This is a genomic window from Streptomyces sp. NPDC102278 (genome assembly GCF_044766345.1).
GTDB lineage: Bacteria > Actinomycetota > Actinomycetes > Streptomycetales > Streptomycetaceae > Streptomyces.
On sequence record NZ_JBIWLV010000016.1, the window covers coordinates 118,599 to 137,396 of the forward strand.

Genomic DNA, 18,798 nt, shown 5'->3' on the forward strand with positions numbered 1-18,798 from the left:
CGTTGCCGTCAAACGTCACAGAAGCCCCGCCGGAACGTGCTCCGGCGGGGCTTCTCAGCACCCTCTTATTTCACCCTTGGGCGCTTTAAGGACCTTCTACGCTCCGCTGATCTGCCGCCCCAGCGTCATGTATGGCAAGCAGCGCACTTTCAATCGCATTCCGAAGATGCGGCCGCGCTCCCCCTACGTCAGCCTTGTCCAACAGGACCGAAAGGAAATCTGAGTCCGGATAGCCGTTCACCTGGCCTTCTTTCATCGCCCAGACCTGCGCCCAAATTGAGATCATCATCTCATTGCAGGCTTGGGCGCGCTGCAACCCATCCAAACCATCTTCCGTGAAGATTTCGCGCGCCGAGATCCCGAGTCGATGCCCCATGGCCAGCAGGAACGCTTCCTTGGACTCCGAGCTTAGGATCGCCAGAACTTGGTCTCGAATGTTCATTGATCCATGTCCCAGAAATCCTCGTCCGACATTCTCCGGCCGCCACCATAGGGCTCACGGGGCAATGAATCGACGTCGTATCCACGCGACCGCAGAACTGCGACTCTGGTGTTTCCGTTCATGATGGTTCCGTCCGGCTTTGCGATCAGCGGTTCATGTGCTCCCGGCCGCAAGGAGAAGACGACGTCGTCCGTATCTTGCTTGTGCCAGAAGTCCAACGAACTCTTATCGAGCGAACTGTCTGGATGCAGTGACTTCAGCGGGGTATTACACGGCCCCGAATTGTGAACGAGGACCGGAGTCTCGCCAGCCAGTACATAGTACGTGTGGAGTACGGCGACGGTGAGGTTGTATGTCTTGGCGTGTTGGGTGTAGGCACGGTTGGTGGTCACGACGACGGTTTCGCCGGTGTCTGTCCGCAGGGTCGTGCCGGGGGTCAGTTGGGATGCGTTGACCCAGTCGTTCTTTGAGGGGGACCAGAATGGGTGCTCGTGGGTGGCTGTGAGCTTTTCGATCCCGGAAGGTGTGGCTATTGACAGTTCGTTGAAGTGTTTGTCGTCCTCCGTCTCGATGAGTCGGGTGACTCTCTGTGGTGAGGTTTCTCCCGTGGCGGGGTCAGCCGCCAAAACGGTATCGCCGACCTCGATGTCCTCGATGTTTTTCGTGGATTCGTCGGCCATCAGCACCTTCGTGCCGGCCAGGAAGCACCTGCACGGAACTTTTTTTCCTGCTTCGGCTATCCTGTCGATGATCTTGGGCAATTTCAGGACGTCGCCGAACGGGATGAATCCCAGGATGCCCGTTACCGTTCCGAAGGTGTCGCCTTCGTTGCGGGCCCGCTGTAGGTCGTAGGCATCGCATCCGGTCCCGAGGACAGGGATCGCGCTGCACACGGCGAGCGCTATCTCCTTCATGACTGCAGGGTTGCCTTGCTCGCCAATGCAGTCAGGGCAGGCGGGGTAGCCGCTGCTGGTGGTGTTGACCGCTTTCTGGTGCTCCTTGAACGGTGCTGCGGGGCCGTTGACGAGCTTGTATTGCGGTGAGCTTGTCGAGCATTGATTGCTGCCCATGGCGTAGTGGCAGGTTTGTTTGCCCGGGGTGACCTGAATGTGCGAGCTGCCGGATCGTATGGCCGTGGCGAACCCGAAGGCCTTCTTGACGGCCACGAAGAAGCCGTTGCTGAACGGCGACAGGAGGTCAGTCAGCCAGTCGAGGATGGATGCGCCGCTCGGGTCGCTGAGTGTCGCCGGGTTGTTGGCCGCGTAGACGTAGCCGTTGAGGGTTTGGGGTCGGTTCGCATCGAGAAGGGGGTCCGCGCTGATGAATCGGCCGGTGGAGGGGTCGTACTCGCGGGCGCCGATGTGGGTCAGGCCGGTGGCGTCGATGGTGCCGCCGACGAATCCCTTGCTGCCGGCCCAGTTCGCAGGTTTGGTGCCGCGCGGTACGCCGAACGGTGTCATGCGGCGGTGTTCGATGGCCCCGGTCGCGGAGTCCACTGACAGGGTGCCGGTGTTGTGGTGGTCACTGACCTGGAAGGACAGGTCTCCGTTGTCTTCGCGGACGGCGTTGGCGCTGCCGAGCGCGTAGTAGCGGGTGGCTGTCGGTTTCGCGGCGCCCTTGCGGAGTTCCAGCTCCATGGACCCCAGATACAGGGTGGTGCGGGTGGCGTTCGGGTCCGCGTTGTCTGTCTCGTGGGCGACGAGTCGGCTGCCGTCCGGCGTGTAGATGTATTCGGCGGTCTTTGTCGAGGTGCCGGTTCCCGGGGTGGTGTCCTGGAGTTTGCTGAGCTTGCCCTCTGTGTTCCAGGTCAGAGCCTGCTGGCTCGTCGCTCCCGGGGCGGGGACGAGGGTGCGGGAGGTGGTGTTGCCGGCCGTGTCGTAGCCGTAACTCTGGTGGACCGGTGTGCCGGTGCCCGTCTGGGTGGAAGTACCGAGCAGGGTGTGCGGTTGCGCCGCGCCTGTCGCCGGATACTGGTAGGTGCGGACGCTGTTCTTGGCACTGTCACCGGACAGGTCGTGTCGGGTTTCCGTCTTGCGGGTGCCGTCGGGGTTGTAGGAGTAGCTGTTCCAGTAGGGAGCGGGGCCGCCGATCTGGGCCGCTGCGGCGGGTCGCAAGGCGTTGGGTCCCGTACTCGTAGCTGTCGGTGATCCAGGTGTCCTGGCCGCCGGCCTTGAGGGTGGTCTGCAGCGGCTTACCGGTCAGTGTGTAGGTCTGTCCGGTCAGGTAGCTGCCGAGGCCGCTGCTTACGGCGGTGAGCTGGTGCAGTGGGTCGTAGGTGAAGGAGAGTGTTTCGGCGGTCAGGTTGCCCCCGGCCGGGACGCTGGTCGTCTTTTGGGTGCCGTCCAGGTTGAAGGTTGAGCCTGTGACGTATGAGCCGGCCAAGGCTTCCTGGCCGGGGACGGAGGGCACGGTAAGTGTGGTCTTGCCGGGACGCAGCATGGCGTCGTAGTTGGCGAGAGTCATCTTGTACTGGTAGGTGGTGCCGCCCACGGTGTGGTGGCGGGTGCTGCTCGCCAGTTGGCCCGGGGCGCCTACGGGGTCCCAGGTCTGGGAGGTCAGCAGCGGACCAGAGGTTGTTCCCTCGCGGGTTTCCAGTTGGCGGCCGAGGTTGTCGTAGACGAAGGAGACGGTCTTGTCGCGGCCGTCCTTCACCGCGATTTTCTGGCTGCGGTCGTTGTAGCTGCTGGTGGTGGTGCCGGTGTCGGGGTCCACGGCCTTGGTCTGGCGTCCGAGCTGGTCGTATGACCAGGTCCAGACGCTGCCGCCGGCGTCGGTCAGTCGGGCGAGGTTGCCCAGTGCGTCGTAGGCGCGGACGGTGGTGTCGTAGGGGCCCGTGGGCGTGGTCGCCTTGTACTCGCGGACCTCGGTCGGCTTGCCGGCCGCGTCGGAGATCGTGGTGGTCGGCGTTGCGCCCTGCGGCGGGGTCACCGTGATGCGGTCACCGCCGTATTCGGTGGTGGTCACCGCCAGAGGCGTGCCGATGCCGTTGCCCTTGAGGAGGGTGGATTTCACCGGCCGGTTGAGGCCGTCGAACTCGGTTGCGGTTTGCGTCTCGACGCCTGTGGCGTCCTCCACCTTGAACAGCGTGGCGTCGGGGGCCTTCGTCGCGTAATAGGGGGCGTACTCCAGGGAGGTCTGGCCCATCGCGTTGTAGAAGGTGTCGGTGAGGACCGTGCCACCGTTCGCGCCGGGTGCCTGGCTCTGGCGAGCGCGGGCGAATCCGTCGTACAGGGTGAAGCGGGACTCTTGGGAGCCGTCGTTGCGCAGGCTCAGCGACTCGACGGCCGCGATCTTCCCTTCCTCGGTGTGGTACCGGAATTCGGCGTTGGGGCTCTGGCCGCTCGCCTTGGAGCGGTTGGGCTGCCAGACCTTGCGGGTCCGGCCGAGGGCGTCGTACTCGACCTCCGTCTTGCGGCCGCTGGTGTCGGTCACCGAGATCGGCTGGGTTCGCAGGCCGTCGTAGGCCGTGGTGACGGTTTGAGCGCTCGCGGCCTGTCCTGCCGTGGCGGGGGCGCTGGTGACCTTCATGGAGGTCGGGCGGCCGGTGGCCGGAGTGAAAGCCGTCGTGGAGGTCTGCGCCAGCGTGTGCGCGGTCGTGGTCGGGGCCGCCGATTCGTTGGCCGGGTCGAAGACGCTGGTGGAAGCCAGTCCTGTGGTGGTCAGTTGCCGTCCGTAGACGTCATAGGTGGAGGCGTTGTCCAGGTAGACCGCCTGGGTGGCGGACCGGGACTTGAGATAGCTGGTGAGGGTCGCCAGCCCCTTGGTGGGGGCCGCCCCTGCCGCTTGGCCGTCCCAACGGGTCCGGATGTCGGACAGGACGTCCGAGGTTCCGTCGGCGCGGGTTTTGCGGTCCACGGTCTTGGAGCAGGTGCCGGCCACCTTCTCGGCACGGATGGTGCCGGTCAGGATCCAAGCCGTGGTGTTGTCGGCGTACGTGGTGCGGGTGCAGCTGTCATCGGACGGGGTCGCGATGTCACCCAGGTCTTCCTCGACCGTCGGGCGCCCGTATTCGTCGAAGGCGGGGGTGTTCTTTCTGACCTCGCGCCAGGACTGGCCCGCTCCCTGGTCCAAGGAGGTGAACTGGCGGGTGGCGGAGATGCCGACGAGGTTGGCGGTTGTGGTGCCCCAGTCACGGACCCGCTTGGCGGTTTCCTTCTTCCAGGGGACGGTCACCTGCTTCTGCAGGACTTTGCCGCCGGGCCGGTCGAAGTCCAGTTTGCGGTATTCGAGACCGCGCCAGGCTTCGTCGTCGGTGATCGTTGCGCCCTCGCCGTCGGCGAGCTGCACCGAACGGGTCTTGGTCTTGTCCGAGGGGTTGTTGCGGTCCCCGTCCATGCCGCGGATGAAGAAGTGGTCCTCTTGGGAGGTGAATGCCTGGGTGGAGCCGGTCTCGACCCGGGTTTGACCGTAGCCTCGCCACTGGGACCAGGTTTTGAGCTTCTCCGGGGTCATGCCGTCGTCGTCGTCGAAGTGCCAGGCGGCTCCGCCGAGGTAGGTGTACTTGGTCATGGTGTCCGGCGCGCCGCCGGTACGGTCGGTGGCCAAGACCGATTCGACGACGTACTTGTTGAACCACTCGTTGGTGATCGGGCCGTCGTCGACCGGCTGGTACTTGACGGGGTAACAGCGGGTGGTGTTGTTCTCCGGGGTAGGCAGCGCCGACCAGGCGCAGGCCGCGGGGGAGTAGTTGGCGTCGATCTGGCCGCCGAACTCATCCGCGATGGAGGTCAGCCGCTTCTTGTGGAAGGGAAGCCGGCCGTCGTCGTCTTTGTCCAGCCGGTTGGCCATCGCGGTGTAGGAGAAGGTGGTCGGCGGAACCGTCAGCGGGGTGGTGCCGGCCAGGCCGGTGTGCTGTACGGACGACAGGAGGAGTTGGTAGTCGTTGTCCGCGGTGCCCCAGTGGTGTTTGAGGTCCCAGCGGTCGGAGTCCTTGTAGGTGCCGTCGCTCTGCAGGGTCTGCGTGGTGATCGCGGACAGCCGGTAGCGGGAGAAGAAGCTGGGGGAGAGGCGGCCCTTGTCGCAGTCCGTCCCCGCCTTGCAGTTCATGTCCCAGGGCGTGTCGTACCAGTATTGCCGGTTGGTATCGATTTTCGCGGGATCGCAGAGGCCGGCGGTGGTCTCCAGGCAGCGCTCGGCGGGCGTGAACGTGATCCGAGCCGTCGGCTTGACGGTGTCGGAATACAGGTCGGCCTTCTGCTGGCCGTAGTCGATGCGCTCGAGCCAGCCGCCCCGTACGTAGGGGGTGTCGTCCGCCGCTTTGAGGTTGCGTCCGTAGGAGTTGGTCTCCTGCTTGTACCAGTAGGTGATGTCGTTCCCGCGGGGGTCGATCACCAGGTCCAGGTTCCAGCGCCAGCCCTGCTGGCACCACGAAGACGCGAAGGTGGAAGCGTGGCACGGTTCGTTCGCGTCGTCGCCGAAGACCGGCACGGTGAACACGGACTTCGTCTCCGGTTTGCCGGTGGCCCAGTTGGGCAGTCGGTTGTAGCCGAAGAAGTACTGGGTGCCGTCGGCCAGCGTGGCCTTGAAGTACTCGCCGTCGTTGTCACCGTTGCCGCGGCCGGTGTCGCGGAGCCGGACGACCTTGGTGTTGTCGTCACCCTGGATGCGCCATTCGTCGGCCGAGACCGGGATGAGTTCGCCGGAGTGCCCCTGGAAGCTGATGGTGGCGTTGTCGTAGCCCCAGCACAGGTCACCGGGCGTGTTGATCCCGTCCTTGACCCCGTCGTCGCCGCACGACTTGTAAGCGCGCTCGACGAAGCCGCCCTGCGCCATACCGAAGCCGTCACCGGCCCAGGACGCCTGATTGTTGCTGTTGGCGCTGCGTCCGTCGATGGACGACGAGGAATAGGACAGTCCGAGCTCGGGCTTGAGGTCACCGGGGACCGCGGGCACCGTGAGCGGGTAGCTCCAGTTGAAGGAGCCGCCGTTCAGGTCGGCGCTCCAACGGCCGGAGGCGGCCAACGGAGTCGCGTTGAAGCTGCCTGCGGGACCTGCCGCAGCGGGAGCCGCGGCCAAGACCACGGCGCCGCCACCGGCGGCGAACAGGGACCGGGCGACCGAAGCGCCGGCTTTACCGGTCACGTGCGGCGCGGCCGGCACGCTCACCTGCTTGGCGGTGAGCCAGCTGCGTTCCGGGTTGTTGGTGGACCGCAGGGGGGTGGCCGTGCGGCACTCGGGCCGGTCGGGGGTGGTCAGCGCACAGGAAGGCAGCTGTACGAGCTTGAGGCGCTGGCCGTAGCCGGCGCCTGCCGCCCGCGCGAACGTGCCGTAATCGAGGCTGACGTCCACGTTGGCGCTCTGGGGGGCCGAGTCGGCGCGGTCCAGGGTCAGCAGCACCCCGTCGACGCCCGCCCGCTGCGCGGCAGAGTGGTCCAGGACCTCGACCTTCACCTCCTGCGGGACGGTCGGTGCCGAGAACGCCTCGGCTGCGCCCAGCTGCACGGGAAGGGTGCCGGCGCGTAGAGGGGCAGTGGCCCCGGCTAGCGACTGGCTGGTCTTGGCGGTTCGGGCACCACTGGCTGTAGGTTTGGGGTCGGCAGAGGCGGCGAGCCTCACGGTGGTGGATCCGGCCTTCGGCCAGGTGATCGCGGGCTTCGCCACTGCGGGTGGCGTCTTGGTGGTGCGTGGCTTGACCTTGCCTGCGGACCCCTTGACCGGACGTTCGTGCGAACGGGCCTGGGGGGCCTTCGTGTTCGCCAACGCCGGAGTGCCGGGGGCGCCTTGCAGCAGGGTGGCGACGATGACGCCGCTGACCACTGCCGCTATGCGGGCCGTGCCGCGCCTGTGGCGGCTGAAGACATTCATTTGCTGGTACCTCGTGCAGTCCGCTCGGGCCGGGGGCCCGAGCGGACTACTGACTAGGAGTGAAGAGCCGACGGAGTTCGGCCGGGTCGGTCAGACCCCGGTAGCCGTGTCGAGCTCTGTGGTGGGGTCGGCCAGCGCGGTGATCTGCGCCGGACTGAGGACCCCCTGATAGACCCAGACGTCGTCGATCTCGCCGGTCAGCGGCTTGACCCACTGGGAGCCGGTTCGGCTACGGCCGAACTGCAGACCGCCGCTTGCGGTGAACGGTGTGGTCACCGGAGCGAAGGAGACGTGGCTGGTGCAGTCGGACCCGGCCCCGTCGGCGCAGATCTGGTTCTCCAGGTTTCCGTTGACGTAGAGCGCCAGCTGTCCGGAGAACCCGTCGTAGACGACCGCGATGTGGTTCCAGTCGCCGATGAACAGGGACTGGTCAAAGGTGTGCGTCACCGTGGTGTGGTTGGCGGTACTCCCGTCGACACCGGTGACCTTGGCTTCCCACCATCCGGTGGCCTGCCCGTCGACCAGTTTGTCAAAGTGCCAGCCGACGCTGATCGCAGACTCGTTGGCACCCGCCACAGACATGACCGTCATGTCCTTCATGGGCGAGCCCGCCGAGGCCCACCCGGCGAGCGCGAAGCTCTCGTTGGTACGAGGAGCGACGGTTGTAGAGGCGTAGCCCGGTTCCTGGAGAGCCAGGCTGCCGAGCGCGGTCACCCCGCCATCGGCCACGATGGCGGCGCCGGTGGCGGACAGGGCGGCGGCTGCCGCCCCGGCGGGCTCACCGGGAGTGCTGCCGGCCGTGGCGGTGTTGAACTTCCAGCGTCCCAGGAGCTGCGGACGCTGCTTGAGCATCTCGCGTGCCTCGGTCTGGGTCACCACCCGGTCGAAGACGGCGATGTCGTCGACGTCACCGCCGAAGTGGCTGCTGAAGATGCCGTTCCTTTCCGTGGCGCCGACCGTGAAGGCCTTCGATGCACTCCAGCCGCCACTGCCCGCGAACGCCGTCTCCGACGACAGGAATCCGTTGACGTAGAGCCGGAGCTTTCCGGTAGCGGTATCGCTCACGCCCAGCAGGTGGGTCCACTCGCCGGCCGTCGGGCCGACACAGGGGATGCCGCCGGTGAGGGTGGTGCCTGCGGTGCAGGTGGCCTGCTTGGCCTGCACGACGTTGGCCGCGGCGGAGTCCGACTGGGGACGGGCGAACACCCACTTCTTGTCGGCGCCGGAGTAGGAGAGAGTGAACTCCGCGTTCTGGGCGCCGGACTGGCTGAGGATGACCTTAGAGCCAGTGTCCCCGGCTACCAGAGCGGGTCGGCGCACCCACGCCGACACGGCGAAGCTGCCATCCACCTCGACGTGTGGGCGAGCGGTGGTGGCGTATCCGGTGGCGCCCAGAGCGAGTGCCTTGTCCTTTACACCGGGAACGAGCTGCGTACTGCCGGTGAGCTTGAGGCCTGAGACCTCGGACCGGCCGGCCATGGTCGTGCCCGCTTCGTCCAAAGTCCAGACGGCCTTGGCTCCGAAGCCTCCGGTGATTGGCTGGTCGGTGGCCAGCGCGGTGATCTCGGAGGGCGAGAGCGAGCGGTCGTAGGCTCGAATCTCGTCGAGGGAGCCGAACCAGGGGTCGGTGTAGGTGCCGCGCCAGAGCATCCGCCCGATGTCCATGGGACCGCGGGCGTTGAAGACGGTGGCGCCCACGGGCGCCCCGGCCTGGCCGTTGACGAACACCGTGGTCAGTCCGGTGTCGGCGTCGTAGGTTCCGGCCAGATGCGTCCACTGGTTGAGGACCGGAGCGGTCTCGTTGTACGCCGTATGCCAGCCGCTGGTGGCGGAGTCGTCGAGGGTCGGCGTCTTGAGAGCCCACTTGCCCTCGCTGATACCCAGCTCCATGGAGCTCATCTGCTTGCCGGTCTGGCTGACGACGGCCTGATGCGCGCTGGCCAGCGAAGTGACCTTCACCCAGGCGGACACGGTGAAGCTGCGATGGGTCTCCAGGACCGACGCGCTGGTGCTGAGGTATTGCACGGGGGTGGTGTCCGGCGCCCGCGTCCCGTCGAGGAGGACGCCGTTCCCGATGTGCCCGGGCGCCCCGGCTGTACCGGCTGCCAGGGTCGCGGACAAGTCGGAAGAGCTGCCGGCGACACCTCCGCCATCGATCCCGTCCATGCTCCAACCCGCGCGTGGGGCTTGGCCACGGCGCACGTTGAAGTAGTACGTGGTCGGCTCAGAGGCATTACCCGCGGAGTCCAAGGCCCGTACCGAGACGAACTGCGGGCCTTCCTTCTCCATCAGGAGGCTGACCTGTTGCGGGGCACCGCCCGTTGTGGTCAACGAGTTTGCCGCGGAAGGCAGCTGATTGAGGCCCCACTGGTACTTGACCGCATCGGTAGAGCTGGTGTCGAAGGTGAAAGTGCCGTAGCGGCCGACGCCGTCCGTCCAGGGCAGTGAGGCCTGCGCATCGGTGGAGCCGGGGAAATGCGGCGAGGTCGTGACGGGGCCCGCGGGAGCGCTGGTGTCGATCTGGAAGTAGCAGGCGGTGGGGTTGCCGTCGTAGCTCCACGGCCCCCATTCGGTGCCGTCCCAGCCGCGAACCGCCCAGTTGATCAGCTTGTTCTGCGGAACGCTGCCGGGCAGCGTGACGGAGAACGCGGAGCCTGAGGCCTTGAACGTGTTGCCTGGCGGAGCGGTGCCCAGGGCGCCGGTGGAGTACCACTTCCCGCTCATCCCGGTGCCGTCACCGTTGTCCCAGTGCGCGCCGAACTGCACGCCAATGGCGTCACCGTCCGGGTCGGAGACCTTCGCGGTGATCTGCGGGTGCTTGGTGATGACCAGGGCGGAAGTGGAACACACCGAGCCCGGGGACATCGACAGGTCCGACATCGGGGCCTGCCGGGGCGGAAGGTTATAGGTGACCTGAAGGCCGGCGTTGCTGTTGAACCTCTTCCAGGCGTAGCCGTCCGCCTCGTTCTCGGCCTTGAGACCAAGGGTAAGGTCCACCCAGTCGCCGTTGGCGGCCTGCTGGACTTTGTCCCGCAACGCATTCGAGGTACCGCCCCCGAACTCCACGTACCCCGCAGCGCAGCCGTCGTAGCCGCGGGCGGCATTGATGGTCTGCAGGTGCTGCACCCAGAAGCTGGGACTGCTGGAGTTCTTCCAAGTGGTACCCGTGCCGATCCGCGACGTTGCGTACATCTGGAGCGGCTTCTTGGTGCAGCTGAAAGCGTGGGTCTCCCACACATTCAGCTTGGCCGACAGGATGCGCTTGCCGACGAAGCCCCAGCCCTTGACCGGGAACGAGTACAGGACGCGCTTGACGTCACCTGAAGCACAACTCGCTGCGATGCAGCGCCCGGTGCCGAAGTCACCCGTGAACTTCCAGTACGCGTTGTTCTCCCAAGACTGGGAGATGCCGGCCCAGCCGTTGGCGCGCGGGGTCTGGAGATTCGGATCGATCAGCACCGGAAAAACGGTGGCGGGTGAGTCCAGCAGGCTCTGGTTCGGAGTGAGAAGCAGGCTCTTCTGATCGGTCGGTACGGAGAGCTGAACATCGGCAGTGTGGGCCTGGGACTCTGTTCCGGTCGCGGACGCGAGCGCGGTCCGGGCCGACCTACCGGTAGGGGTCGCCGACTCAGGACCTGCCTGATGATGAATGCCGGAAGGCACCACGGAACCGTCGGTAAGGCCGGGTGAGGAGTCGAACATGATCGGCTTGGGGGCCTCGAAGACGGTTCCACCGACGGCATCCGTCATCTTGAGCGAACCGTCGGCTCCCTGCCGCATGGTGAGCCCAGGGGCATTGAGCCCCAACTGGAGTCGATCGAGTCGCGGATTCTTCGCCGCGGCCGCCGACTTCACGACGATGAACTGCGTGAAGCCCGTCTCCGTGGCGGTCAGCCGCAGATCCACATCGGGCAAGACCGAGCGGTACTCGGCGGTGTCCCCGTCCAGCACGGGCGCGGGAAGAGGGTCGGGCCAGTTCAGCCGAACCTCCTTGCCGGATTGATTCATTCGGATCAGCGGCTGCTCGCCGCCCCCGGAGAAGGCCACGTCGGGCAGGGTCATGCGAGGAGCGACGCTGCCATCGGCGGTCCTGTGCAGCGAGGTGTCGATGTCTTGCCACATGCCCTCCTTCAGGGCACGGACCGGCTTGGTGTGCAAAGTTGCGACGAGGGTGCCGTCGGGGCGAGCTGTGACGTCACCGGCTTCCCGGCGCATCGCTGCGACGGGTACGTCCTTGCCGGACTTTCTGGCTTCCGCCACGGCTAGCGATTCCGGGGTGTCCTGCTGTCCGAGGTCGCTGTTCGACGCGGCGGCGGCGGGAGTGGGCGCCGGTCCGGTTGAGGCGGCGACGGCGGGCGGCATCCAGCCGGTGAGGACCACACCGGCCGCCAGGCCGAGTGTGGTCAGGCGAGATGGGGCGCCTCGGCGCCACACTGTTTTTGGGCAGGCCGAAGGCCCGGTGGTTTTGCCACCGTGGTTCCCCCCACGAGTTAGAACGATCTGCAAACCTGGGAATTTAATGAAATTTTCAGGTTCAACGTCAAGTTGCGGAATCGGAGCCCATATGCGCATTTTCTGTGCATGTGTGGACTGAGGGTAACTGGCCGGATTTGCGATCAACTAGGCTCGGTAGCAAGCCAATTGGGATCGCCCGTCGATGGATGGTTGGACCCCCGCCTCCAGATCCGAAGGTGCCAACCAAATGGGGGCTACGGAAATCGTTATGACGTCTACATGCCCGTGATCGACCGCCAGCTGTCCGGTGGGCGCCCCTGGGGTCAGGGCTGCACCACCAGTGCTGACGCTCAGGCAGTCGACGCGCGGATTTGAAGCCGGTCGTAGTAGCGCTGGAGGTGACAGGTTGAGTCCCGACCTGTAGAGACGCGTATGCGGTGCGTGGTCAACGGCGGCGACGTGCTGGATGTGGACGCTGACGAAGTGGCTTCCGCAGCCCCGGGGCAGATCGCACTGATCGCGTGGAGTGGCTGTCGCGTCAATGCCGTCACGTCGTTCAGTGACCTGCGGGTGGATCACCACGCACATAACGCGCCCTTGACCGCAAGACGCGCCACCCTGCACGGCTCCTGGACGTCGGAAGCGGATTCTCCACCACCCTGCGGCGTCACCGTCAGCCGTGGTGATGAGCCCGATGAGCATCCGGATCCCTCGGCCAGCGTCATCCCAACCGGTGGATGCCGAGGTTCGCCAAGCGCCCACGCCGCTCGATGCGCAACCTTTCCCAGTTGACGGCAGTCCCGGACGCTAAGGCAGCCACTCTCCCTCGACGTCGACCAGTCACCCACATTCGTTCCGAGGGACGATTTCCGCATGCCCGTGCGAAGAATCGTGGAGAACGGCCGTTACGGAACTTGCTGCTCCGGTTGGGTGGTGGAGTGATCGTGTGCGCCCGGTGGTGCGCCGGTGCGCGGTGATCGATTGTGCCGTGCGCGTCCTGGGTGGGTGTAGCGGTCAGCGAATGTCAGGGCCCGTTCACGGGGTTTGCGTGTACCCCGCAGACGTGTGTGACGGCAATGTCCGGGGTCGGTAACCGGCCTCGTCGGGGGCTGTGTCCGGCCACGTTTCGGGTCGAGAGTTTGGGTCCTCGGCCCACCTCGGGCCGGGCACCCGCACCGGTACAGCATCCGTATCGGCGGGTGAGGCACAGTTCTTGAGGGGCCACGTATGTCTGCTTCGTCGACCGCCCGCCGTATCGGCGCCACTGTCCTGGCCGCCGGCGCGATCGTGTCCGCCGCGCTTCCCGCCACTGCGGCGGACCGGGGTCACGACCGGCACCCGCGGGTGGAGATCTCCCGGGTCCAGGCGGACGCTCCCGGACGTGACGACCGCTCCAACCGTTCTCTGAACGGGGAGTGGGTCGAGATCCGCAACACCACCCGCCAGGCCGTGAACCTGCGTGGCTGGACGCTGCGTGACTCCGACGGCAACCGCTACCGCTTCAACGAGGTCCGCATCGGCGGCCGCGCCACCATCCGCGTCCACACCGGATCCGGGCGCGACTCCGGCACCGACCTGTTCCAGGGCAAGCGCGACCACGTCTGGGACAACCGCGCCGACACCGCCACCCTGCGCGACGACCGCAACCGCACCGTCGACACCGAGTCCTGGGGGGCACCGCCGCTAGGACCTGTCTGACAAATGATCACCGACGGGCTCGCGAAGCCACAGGATCAGAGCTGCCACGACGATTCCAGCCCGATAGCGATCGGCAAGCTTGTCGAACCTCGTCGCGATCGCACGGAACTGCTTGAGACGAGCGAAGCATCGTTAGACCACGTTGCGGTTGCGGTAGATGTCTTTGTCGAAGGCGGGTGAGCGACCGCCGTGGGTTCCGCGTCGTCGTCGGTTGGCTATGATCGCGGCGCTCGGGGATCGTGGCAACGATGCCCCGACGCTGCAGCAGGTGGCGTATCGCCCGGCTGGAATACGCCTTGTCGCCCAGCACCCGCGCCGGTGTCGTGCGAGGTCGGCCCGTAACGGCTCGCGGGATGCGGATGCTGTCGAGGACCTGGCCGAAGGCGGTGCCGTCGTTCACGTTGCCGGGTGTGAGCACGATGGACAGCGGGAGGCCACGGCCGTCGACGGCGAGGTGGACTTTGGTGGTCAGCCCGCCCCGAGACCGGCCGAGGGCCTGACGCGCCTGCGAACAGCCCGGATCTTCCAGTTCGTCCCCCCCCGTTATCTTTTTCGCGGTCCTGCAATGGGGCCGCTGGCCTCCGGGCCCGGTATGACTGTGTCCCCTCTGTCGAAGGCATGACCTGGGGGGTGGTGTCGCCGGGTCCGTGGGGTGCCGTCGGAGCCGCTGATGAGAGACCCGGCCACCGTCCGGTCCGGCGCAATGCCGGGCAGTTCGCGGGCGGCAGGTCTGCATAACGTGGATGCGCGAGCACGGTGCCATCGCCGAGGCCGGCACGGTCAACACCTGCGGAAGGGTGCAATGTTAGAGACCGAAGGCATAGGCGTCTTCCTCGGGATGGACGTCGGCAAGACGGCCCATCACGGCCACGGGCTCACCCCGGCCGGGAAGAAGGTCTTCGACAAGCCGATGCCCAACAGCGAACCGAAGCTGAGGGCCGTCTTCGACAAGCTCAAGGCCAAGTTCGGCACCGTCCTGGTGATCGTGGACCAGCCCGCCTCGATCGGTGCCCTGCCGCTGACCGTCGCCCGTGACGCGGGCTGCGAGGTCGCCTACCTGCCCGGACTCGCGATGCGGCGGATCGCCGACCTCTACCCGGGCGAGGCGAAGACCGATTCCAAAGACGCCGCGGTGATCGCGGACGCGGCCCGGACCATGCCGCACATCCTGCGTTCGCTGGAGCCGGCCGACGAGATCACCGCCGAGCTCACGGTGCTGACCGGCTTCGACCAGGACCTCGCCGCCGAGGCCACCCGCACCAGCAACCGGATACGCGGCCTGCTCACCCAGTTCCACCCGTCGCTGGAGCGCGTGCTTGGCCCGCGACTGGACCACCCGGCCGCCACCTGGCTCCTCGAGCGCCACGGATCCCCGGCCGCTCTGCGGAAAGCCGGCCGCCGCAGACTCGTTGAACTGATCCGGCCGAAAGCCCCGCGGATGGCACAGCGACTGATCGACGAGGTCTTCGACGCTCTCGACGAGCAGACCGTCATCGTTCCCGGAACCGGCACGCTCGATATCGTGATCCCGTCCCTGGCCGCTTCACTCGCGGCGGTCCATGACCAGCGCCGAGCCCTGGAAGCGCAGATCAGCAGCCTGCTGGAGGCTCACCCTCTTCACTCGGTCCTGACCTCGATGCCGGGAGTCGGAGTCAGGACCGCCGCCGTCCTGCTGGTCACCGTCGGCGACGGGACCGGCTTTCCAAGTGCCGCCCACCTCGCCTCCTACGCCGGCCTCGCTCCCACGACGAAATCGTCGGGGACCTCGATCCACGGCGAACACGCACCCCGCGGCGGAAACCGCCAACTCAAACGCGCGATGTTCCTCTCCGCCTTCGCCTGCATGAACGCCGGCCCGGCATCACGCGCCTACTACGACCGGCAACGAGCCCGCGGCAAAACCCACACACAAGCCCTCCTGAGACTCGCCCGTCAACGCATCAGTGTCCTCTTCGCCATGCTCCGAGACGGCACCTTCTACGAATCCCGAACCCCCACCATCACCCTCGCCGCATGACCATCCCAAACACCCGCATACCAGGCACCACATCCTTGACGAAAGACATAGAGACACCCCCCCCGCAGCCCCCTTGCGGGCACCGGCCGCGTGCTGGTGGGCTCGGTTGATCGTGGCGTCGACAGAGACGATCCACTCCACCCGGCCCACCGCGTCGTCGCGGACCTGCACGTGTTCCAACAGCTTCGCCCAGGTCCCGTCCGCTTCCCAGCGGGCGAACCGCTCGTAGACGGTCTGCCAAGGTCCGTACCGTTCGGGCAGGTCGCGCCAAGGAGCCTCGGTCCGCAGCCGCCACAGCACCCCATTGACCACCTGCCGGTGATCACGCCACGGACGACCCCGCCCATCCGCCCGCGGCAACAGGGGCTCTACTCGCTCCCACGCCGCATCCGTCAGCTCACCTCGACCTGCCACAAGATCAATGATCACACCGGCTATAGAGTCCCGCCTGTGACAAATCATCAGGACAAAACCAGGGTGGCCTACGACGAAGTCGTCGAGCTGTACGCATCGCTGTTCGCGGACCGGCTGGAGACACAGCCGTTCACCCGGGCCATGATCGGCACCTTCGCCGAACTGGTACGCGCGACGGACAACCTGCGGGCGGCTGACGTCGGGTGCGGGCCCGGGCATTTGACGGCCATGCTGCACGAACTGGGCCTGGACGCCTTGGGGCTCGACCTTTCCCCCGGCATGGTCGATCACGCCCGGCGGGCCCATCCGGCACTGCGCTTCCAGGAGGCGCGGATGGAATCCCTGCCGATCGAGGACGGCGCACTCGGCGGCGTACTGGCCCACTACTCGATGATCCACACCCCTCCGGGAGAACTCCCGGAGCTGATTGCTGAGCAGGTACGCGTCCTGGCGCCGGGTGGCCTGCTCCTGATCTCCTTCTTCGGGACCGACGGACCGGAGCCGGTCCGGTTCGACCACAAGGTGACACCTGCCTACAGCTGGCCGGCGGACCGCCTCGCCGAACTGCTGGCTGATGCCGGGCTCGTTCCCTTCGCCAGGCTGCTCAACGATCCGGGCTCCGAACGGGGCTTCCTCGACGCCCACCTGCTGGCCCGCCGTCCGTAGGTCCTGCTCGGCAATTCCCGCCAGACGGTCGGAGCACCTCCGGACTGCTGGCTCGGTGGACGCCCGCTGATCCGACACGGATTGTCAGACAGGCCCTAACCCGGGCCACGGCCTGCCGCCTGTGAACGGGCGGCAGCCGAACCCGCAGTGATCGTGTGCCGGGCAGTCCGCCAGCCGCCCGGCACACACCCATGCGGGCCGGACGCCAAGCGGGATCGTCCTGCCAGGGGTCGTGGAGCCCGGCCCCAATGGGATGGTGTTGGAGGTGTCTGTGGAGACGGACGAGACGTGGACGTCGGATGAGTACGGACGGTCCCACGAGGGCAGGGTGGGTGTGCTCCTCGATGACGGGACGGCCCCGAAGCCGGTCTACTTCGACTCGGCGTCGGGCAGCTCGGGCTGGGAGGTGAGCCACTGGAGCGTCTACGACGGCGCCGGCACCTACCAGGCGCGCCCCAAGGCACATGTGCTGCGCGCGGAGTGTTCTGCGGCTGGACCGGAACGCAGCACGCCGTCGACTGGGCGACGGCGGGGGAGCTTCTGTTCCACGAGAGCGGACTGCCCACCGCGGAGCGGTGCGAGGAGGACTGGGACGTCCACATCCGCGCCGTCGCCAACACCACGGTCCCCCTTCCCGCCGAGCTGGAAGCCCTCTTCCACACCGTGACCGCCGCGATGGAGAACCTGGCCCAGGACTCACCGACCGCAGCCCTCAAAGCCGCCCGCACCCTGGAACTCATCGCCCAACGCACCGCGCACTGGCCGGCCCACGAGGCCCGCGACCAGGACCCGCAGAGCGTGGCCGCCGATCTCGGCCTGTCGAAGGACGCGACCCGCAGCCTGTTGGCCTGCTTCGGAGGCTGGCACTCGCACGGCTGACCGCCATCCACCGGCCCGCCCCCCGGCATGCCTTGGACCCTGTCAGGTGGATGCCGGGAAGCAGCGACGAAGGGAGCCAGCCGCTCGGGCCCCCGCCTCCGACTCCACCGGCCGGCACTGACAGACAGTCCCGGACGGGAGTACAGAACCCCGGTGCCGCACAGGGTGCGGTGCGGTGACCGGTGGCCGCGGCCGGGCGTTGTCCCGGTATGGACATGGATGACGAAGACTTCCTCGGCGTGCTCGTGGACGCCGTCACCGACACCCGTCCAAAGCTCCTCACCGGCGACGAAGCCAGGGCGGTCATGATGCTGCTTGGCGCCCTCGAAGAAGAGACCAGCTCCGAGGAAGTCCGCCAGGCCGCGGGCGAGATGCGCTTTCGCCTCGGCTCACGTTTGGCCCCGTCCGCCAATCACACTGGTTTGTCGAGTCCCGGGTTCTGACGGGGCTGAGGGTCGTTCCGTGTGTTTGGAAGCGCTGGGTAGGGCTTCAGTCGCTGCCATTGCTGTAGTTGTCCCAGTTCACGGAGTCGTCGATCAGGGATGGCACGGAGATGCTGCTCAGTCCGTGCCCAGGGTGCTACCGGAAGGAGACGCGATTATTGAGCGTGTTCAAATAGGGTGCGCGGTCGCGAGATCGGGCGTTCAAGCTTCGCGAGGTCGGGCGTTCAAACGTGGGGGAGGAGCCTGTGAACATGCTTGCTGGGACTTGGATGAGGAGAGGGACAGGCCGACGGCGGCTCGTCATCACACTGACGGCTGCCGCGGTACTCGTCGCAGGGTGCACGGCCTCGGTCGACCCTGACGAGCTGCCCGGCCTGTACCGCAACGAAAAGACGGGCGGCGAGATCCTGCTCGGATCCGATGGGAAGTTCTCCGCCACCGACCTATCGATCGAAGGGTCCTCCGACCCGGCCGACTTCCACGGCAGCTGGGAGTTCCTCGACAACCGAGAGGCCAGCGACTTCGTCTACCTGACGGTCAAGGACGATGGACTCGGCATGACCGCCGGTATCCAGCTCTATACGGAGAGCCAGGATACGGTCTACTTCCACTACGACCCGGACGGGCCGCCCTCCCTGGTACTCACGAGGGTGGCCGCGCCGTAGGTCCGTCCGCGCCGGGTCCGGTGCGTAGTGACGGCACGTTCGACGACGGCGATGACGGTGTCGCTGTCGCTGTCGCCTGGATCATCCGGTTTTGACGCTTTGAGAACGCGGTGGTCGGAGTGGGGTGTCGTGGTGACGGTGCACCAGTTCTTGGGGAGGCTGCTGAAGGTGTAGTCGATCTTCGCGCCGGAGGCGTGGGTGGGGCGGATCGTGCCGGTGGCGTTGTTCTGGTCGCATTCCTCGTACCCGGGGGCCCCCGCGGTGTTCGCGTAGAGGCCGGCGGGCCATACCCAGGCGGTGGTGTTGTTCGGGTCG

10 protein-coding genes and 3 pseudogenes are annotated in these 18,798 nt (G+C 66.7%); 6 read left to right on the forward strand and 7 right to left on the reverse strand.

Annotated elements, in window-relative coordinates; translation table 11 throughout:
* Positions 1-85: 85 nt before the first annotated feature.
* The 4 genes from ACIRO3_RS30050 to ACIRO3_RS30065 form a co-directional block, all read right to left on the reverse strand.
* The gene (locus ACIRO3_RS30050; RefSeq protein WP_404141955.1) at positions 86-442 is read right to left on the reverse strand and encodes a hypothetical protein; all 357 of its coding nucleotides are present in this window, start codon (positions 440-442) and stop codon (positions 86-88) included.
* Entirely contained in the window at positions 439-2,556 is a 2,118-nt protein-coding gene (locus ACIRO3_RS30055; RefSeq protein WP_404141957.1) for a polymorphic toxin-type HINT domain-containing protein, read from the reverse strand. The genes ACIRO3_RS30050 and ACIRO3_RS30055 overlap by 4 nt, the downstream gene beginning before the upstream one ends.
* On the reverse strand, positions 2,444-7,246 hold the full coding sequence (locus ACIRO3_RS30060; protein ID WP_404141958.1) for a hypothetical protein: 4,803 nt from the start codon (positions 7,244-7,246) through the stop codon (positions 2,444-2,446). Before ACIRO3_RS30060 ends, ACIRO3_RS30055 begins: the two co-directional genes overlap by 113 nt.
* A gap of 90 nt (positions 7,247-7,336) precedes the next feature.
* Positions 7,337-11,626, reverse strand: coding sequence for a LamG domain-containing protein (locus ACIRO3_RS30065; protein WP_404141960.1), 4,290 nt, complete (start codon positions 11,624-11,626; stop codon positions 7,337-7,339).
* A 1,302-nt stretch (positions 11,627-12,928) separates the two neighbouring features.
* On the opposite strand from ACIRO3_RS30065, the gene ACIRO3_RS30070 reads away from it, so the two are divergent.
* Positions 12,929-13,399 (forward strand): lamin tail domain-containing protein, encoded by a 471-nt coding sequence (locus ACIRO3_RS30070; RefSeq protein ID WP_404141962.1) that lies wholly within the window; start codon positions 12,929-12,931, stop codon positions 13,397-13,399.
* Here ACIRO3_RS30070 and ACIRO3_RS30075 read toward each other — a convergent pair.
* A pseudogene (locus ACIRO3_RS30075) lies at positions 13,385-13,946 on the reverse strand (IS5 family transposase); the annotation flags it as partial. The gene ACIRO3_RS30070 and the pseudogene ACIRO3_RS30075 overlap by 15 nt on opposite strands.
* Positions 13,947-14,201: 255 nt before the next feature.
* On the opposite strand from ACIRO3_RS30075, the gene ACIRO3_RS30080 reads away from it, so the two are divergent.
* Positions 14,202-15,416: an IS110 family transposase gene (locus ACIRO3_RS30080; RefSeq protein WP_404141963.1), complete on the forward strand. Its 1,215-nt coding sequence runs from the start codon at positions 14,202-14,204 to the stop codon at positions 15,414-15,416.
* 48 nt (positions 15,417-15,464) lie between these two features.
* Here ACIRO3_RS30080 and ACIRO3_RS30085 read toward each other — a convergent pair.
* Positions 15,465-15,830, reverse strand: a pseudogene (locus ACIRO3_RS30085) (IS5 family transposase); the annotation flags it as partial.
* Between the two features lie 36 nt (positions 15,831-15,866).
* On the opposite strand from ACIRO3_RS30085, the gene ACIRO3_RS30090 reads away from it, so the two are divergent.
* The 4 genes from ACIRO3_RS30090 to ACIRO3_RS30105 all read left to right on the forward strand — a co-directional run bounded on the left by ACIRO3_RS30090 (position 15,867) and on the right by ACIRO3_RS30105 (position 18,483).
* On the forward strand, positions 15,867-16,496 hold the full coding sequence (locus ACIRO3_RS30090; RefSeq protein ID WP_404141965.1) for a class I SAM-dependent methyltransferase: 630 nt from the start codon (positions 15,867-15,869) through the stop codon (positions 16,494-16,496).
* A 480-nt stretch (positions 16,497-16,976) separates the two neighbouring features.
* Positions 16,977-17,375 carry a hypothetical protein gene (locus ACIRO3_RS30095; RefSeq protein WP_404141967.1) on the forward strand — a complete coding sequence of 133 codons (399 nt, stop codon included), beginning with the start codon at positions 16,977-16,979 and terminating at the stop codon, positions 17,373-17,375.
* 215 nt (positions 17,376-17,590) lie between these two features.
* Positions 17,591-17,818 (forward strand): hypothetical protein, encoded by a 228-nt coding sequence (locus tag ACIRO3_RS30100; RefSeq protein ID WP_404141968.1) that lies wholly within the window; start codon positions 17,591-17,593, stop codon positions 17,816-17,818.
* Between the two features lie 269 nt (positions 17,819-18,087).
* Entirely contained in the window at positions 18,088-18,483 is a 396-nt protein-coding gene (locus tag ACIRO3_RS30105) for a hypothetical protein (RefSeq protein WP_404141969.1), read from the forward strand.
* Here the strand turns inward: ACIRO3_RS30105 and ACIRO3_RS30110 are convergent.
* Positions 18,429-18,798, reverse strand: a pseudogene (locus tag ACIRO3_RS30110) (hypothetical protein); the annotation flags it as partial. The gene ACIRO3_RS30105 and the pseudogene ACIRO3_RS30110 overlap by 55 nt on opposite strands.

Coding starts and splice junctions, on each gene's coding strand:
- ACIRO3_RS30050 (WP_404141955.1), bottom strand. CDS start 442: ATGAACATTCGAGACCAAGTTCTGGCGATCCTAAGCTCGGAGTCCAAG.
- ACIRO3_RS30060 (WP_404141958.1), bottom strand. CDS start 7,246: ATGAATGTCTTCAGCCGCCACAGGCGCGGCACGGCCCGCATAGCGGCA.
- ACIRO3_RS30070 (WP_404141962.1), top strand. CDS start 12,929: ATGTCTGCTTCGTCGACCGCCCGCCGTATCGGCGCCACTGTCCTGGCC.
- ACIRO3_RS30080 (WP_404141963.1), top strand. CDS start 14,202: ATGTTAGAGACCGAAGGCATAGGCGTCTTCCTCGGGATGGACGTCGGC.
- ACIRO3_RS30100 (WP_404141968.1), top strand. CDS start 17,591: ATGGATGACGAAGACTTCCTCGGCGTGCTCGTGGACGCCGTCACCGAC.
- ACIRO3_RS30105 (WP_404141969.1), top strand. CDS start 18,088: ATGAGGAGAGGGACAGGCCGACGGCGGCTCGTCATCACACTGACGGCT.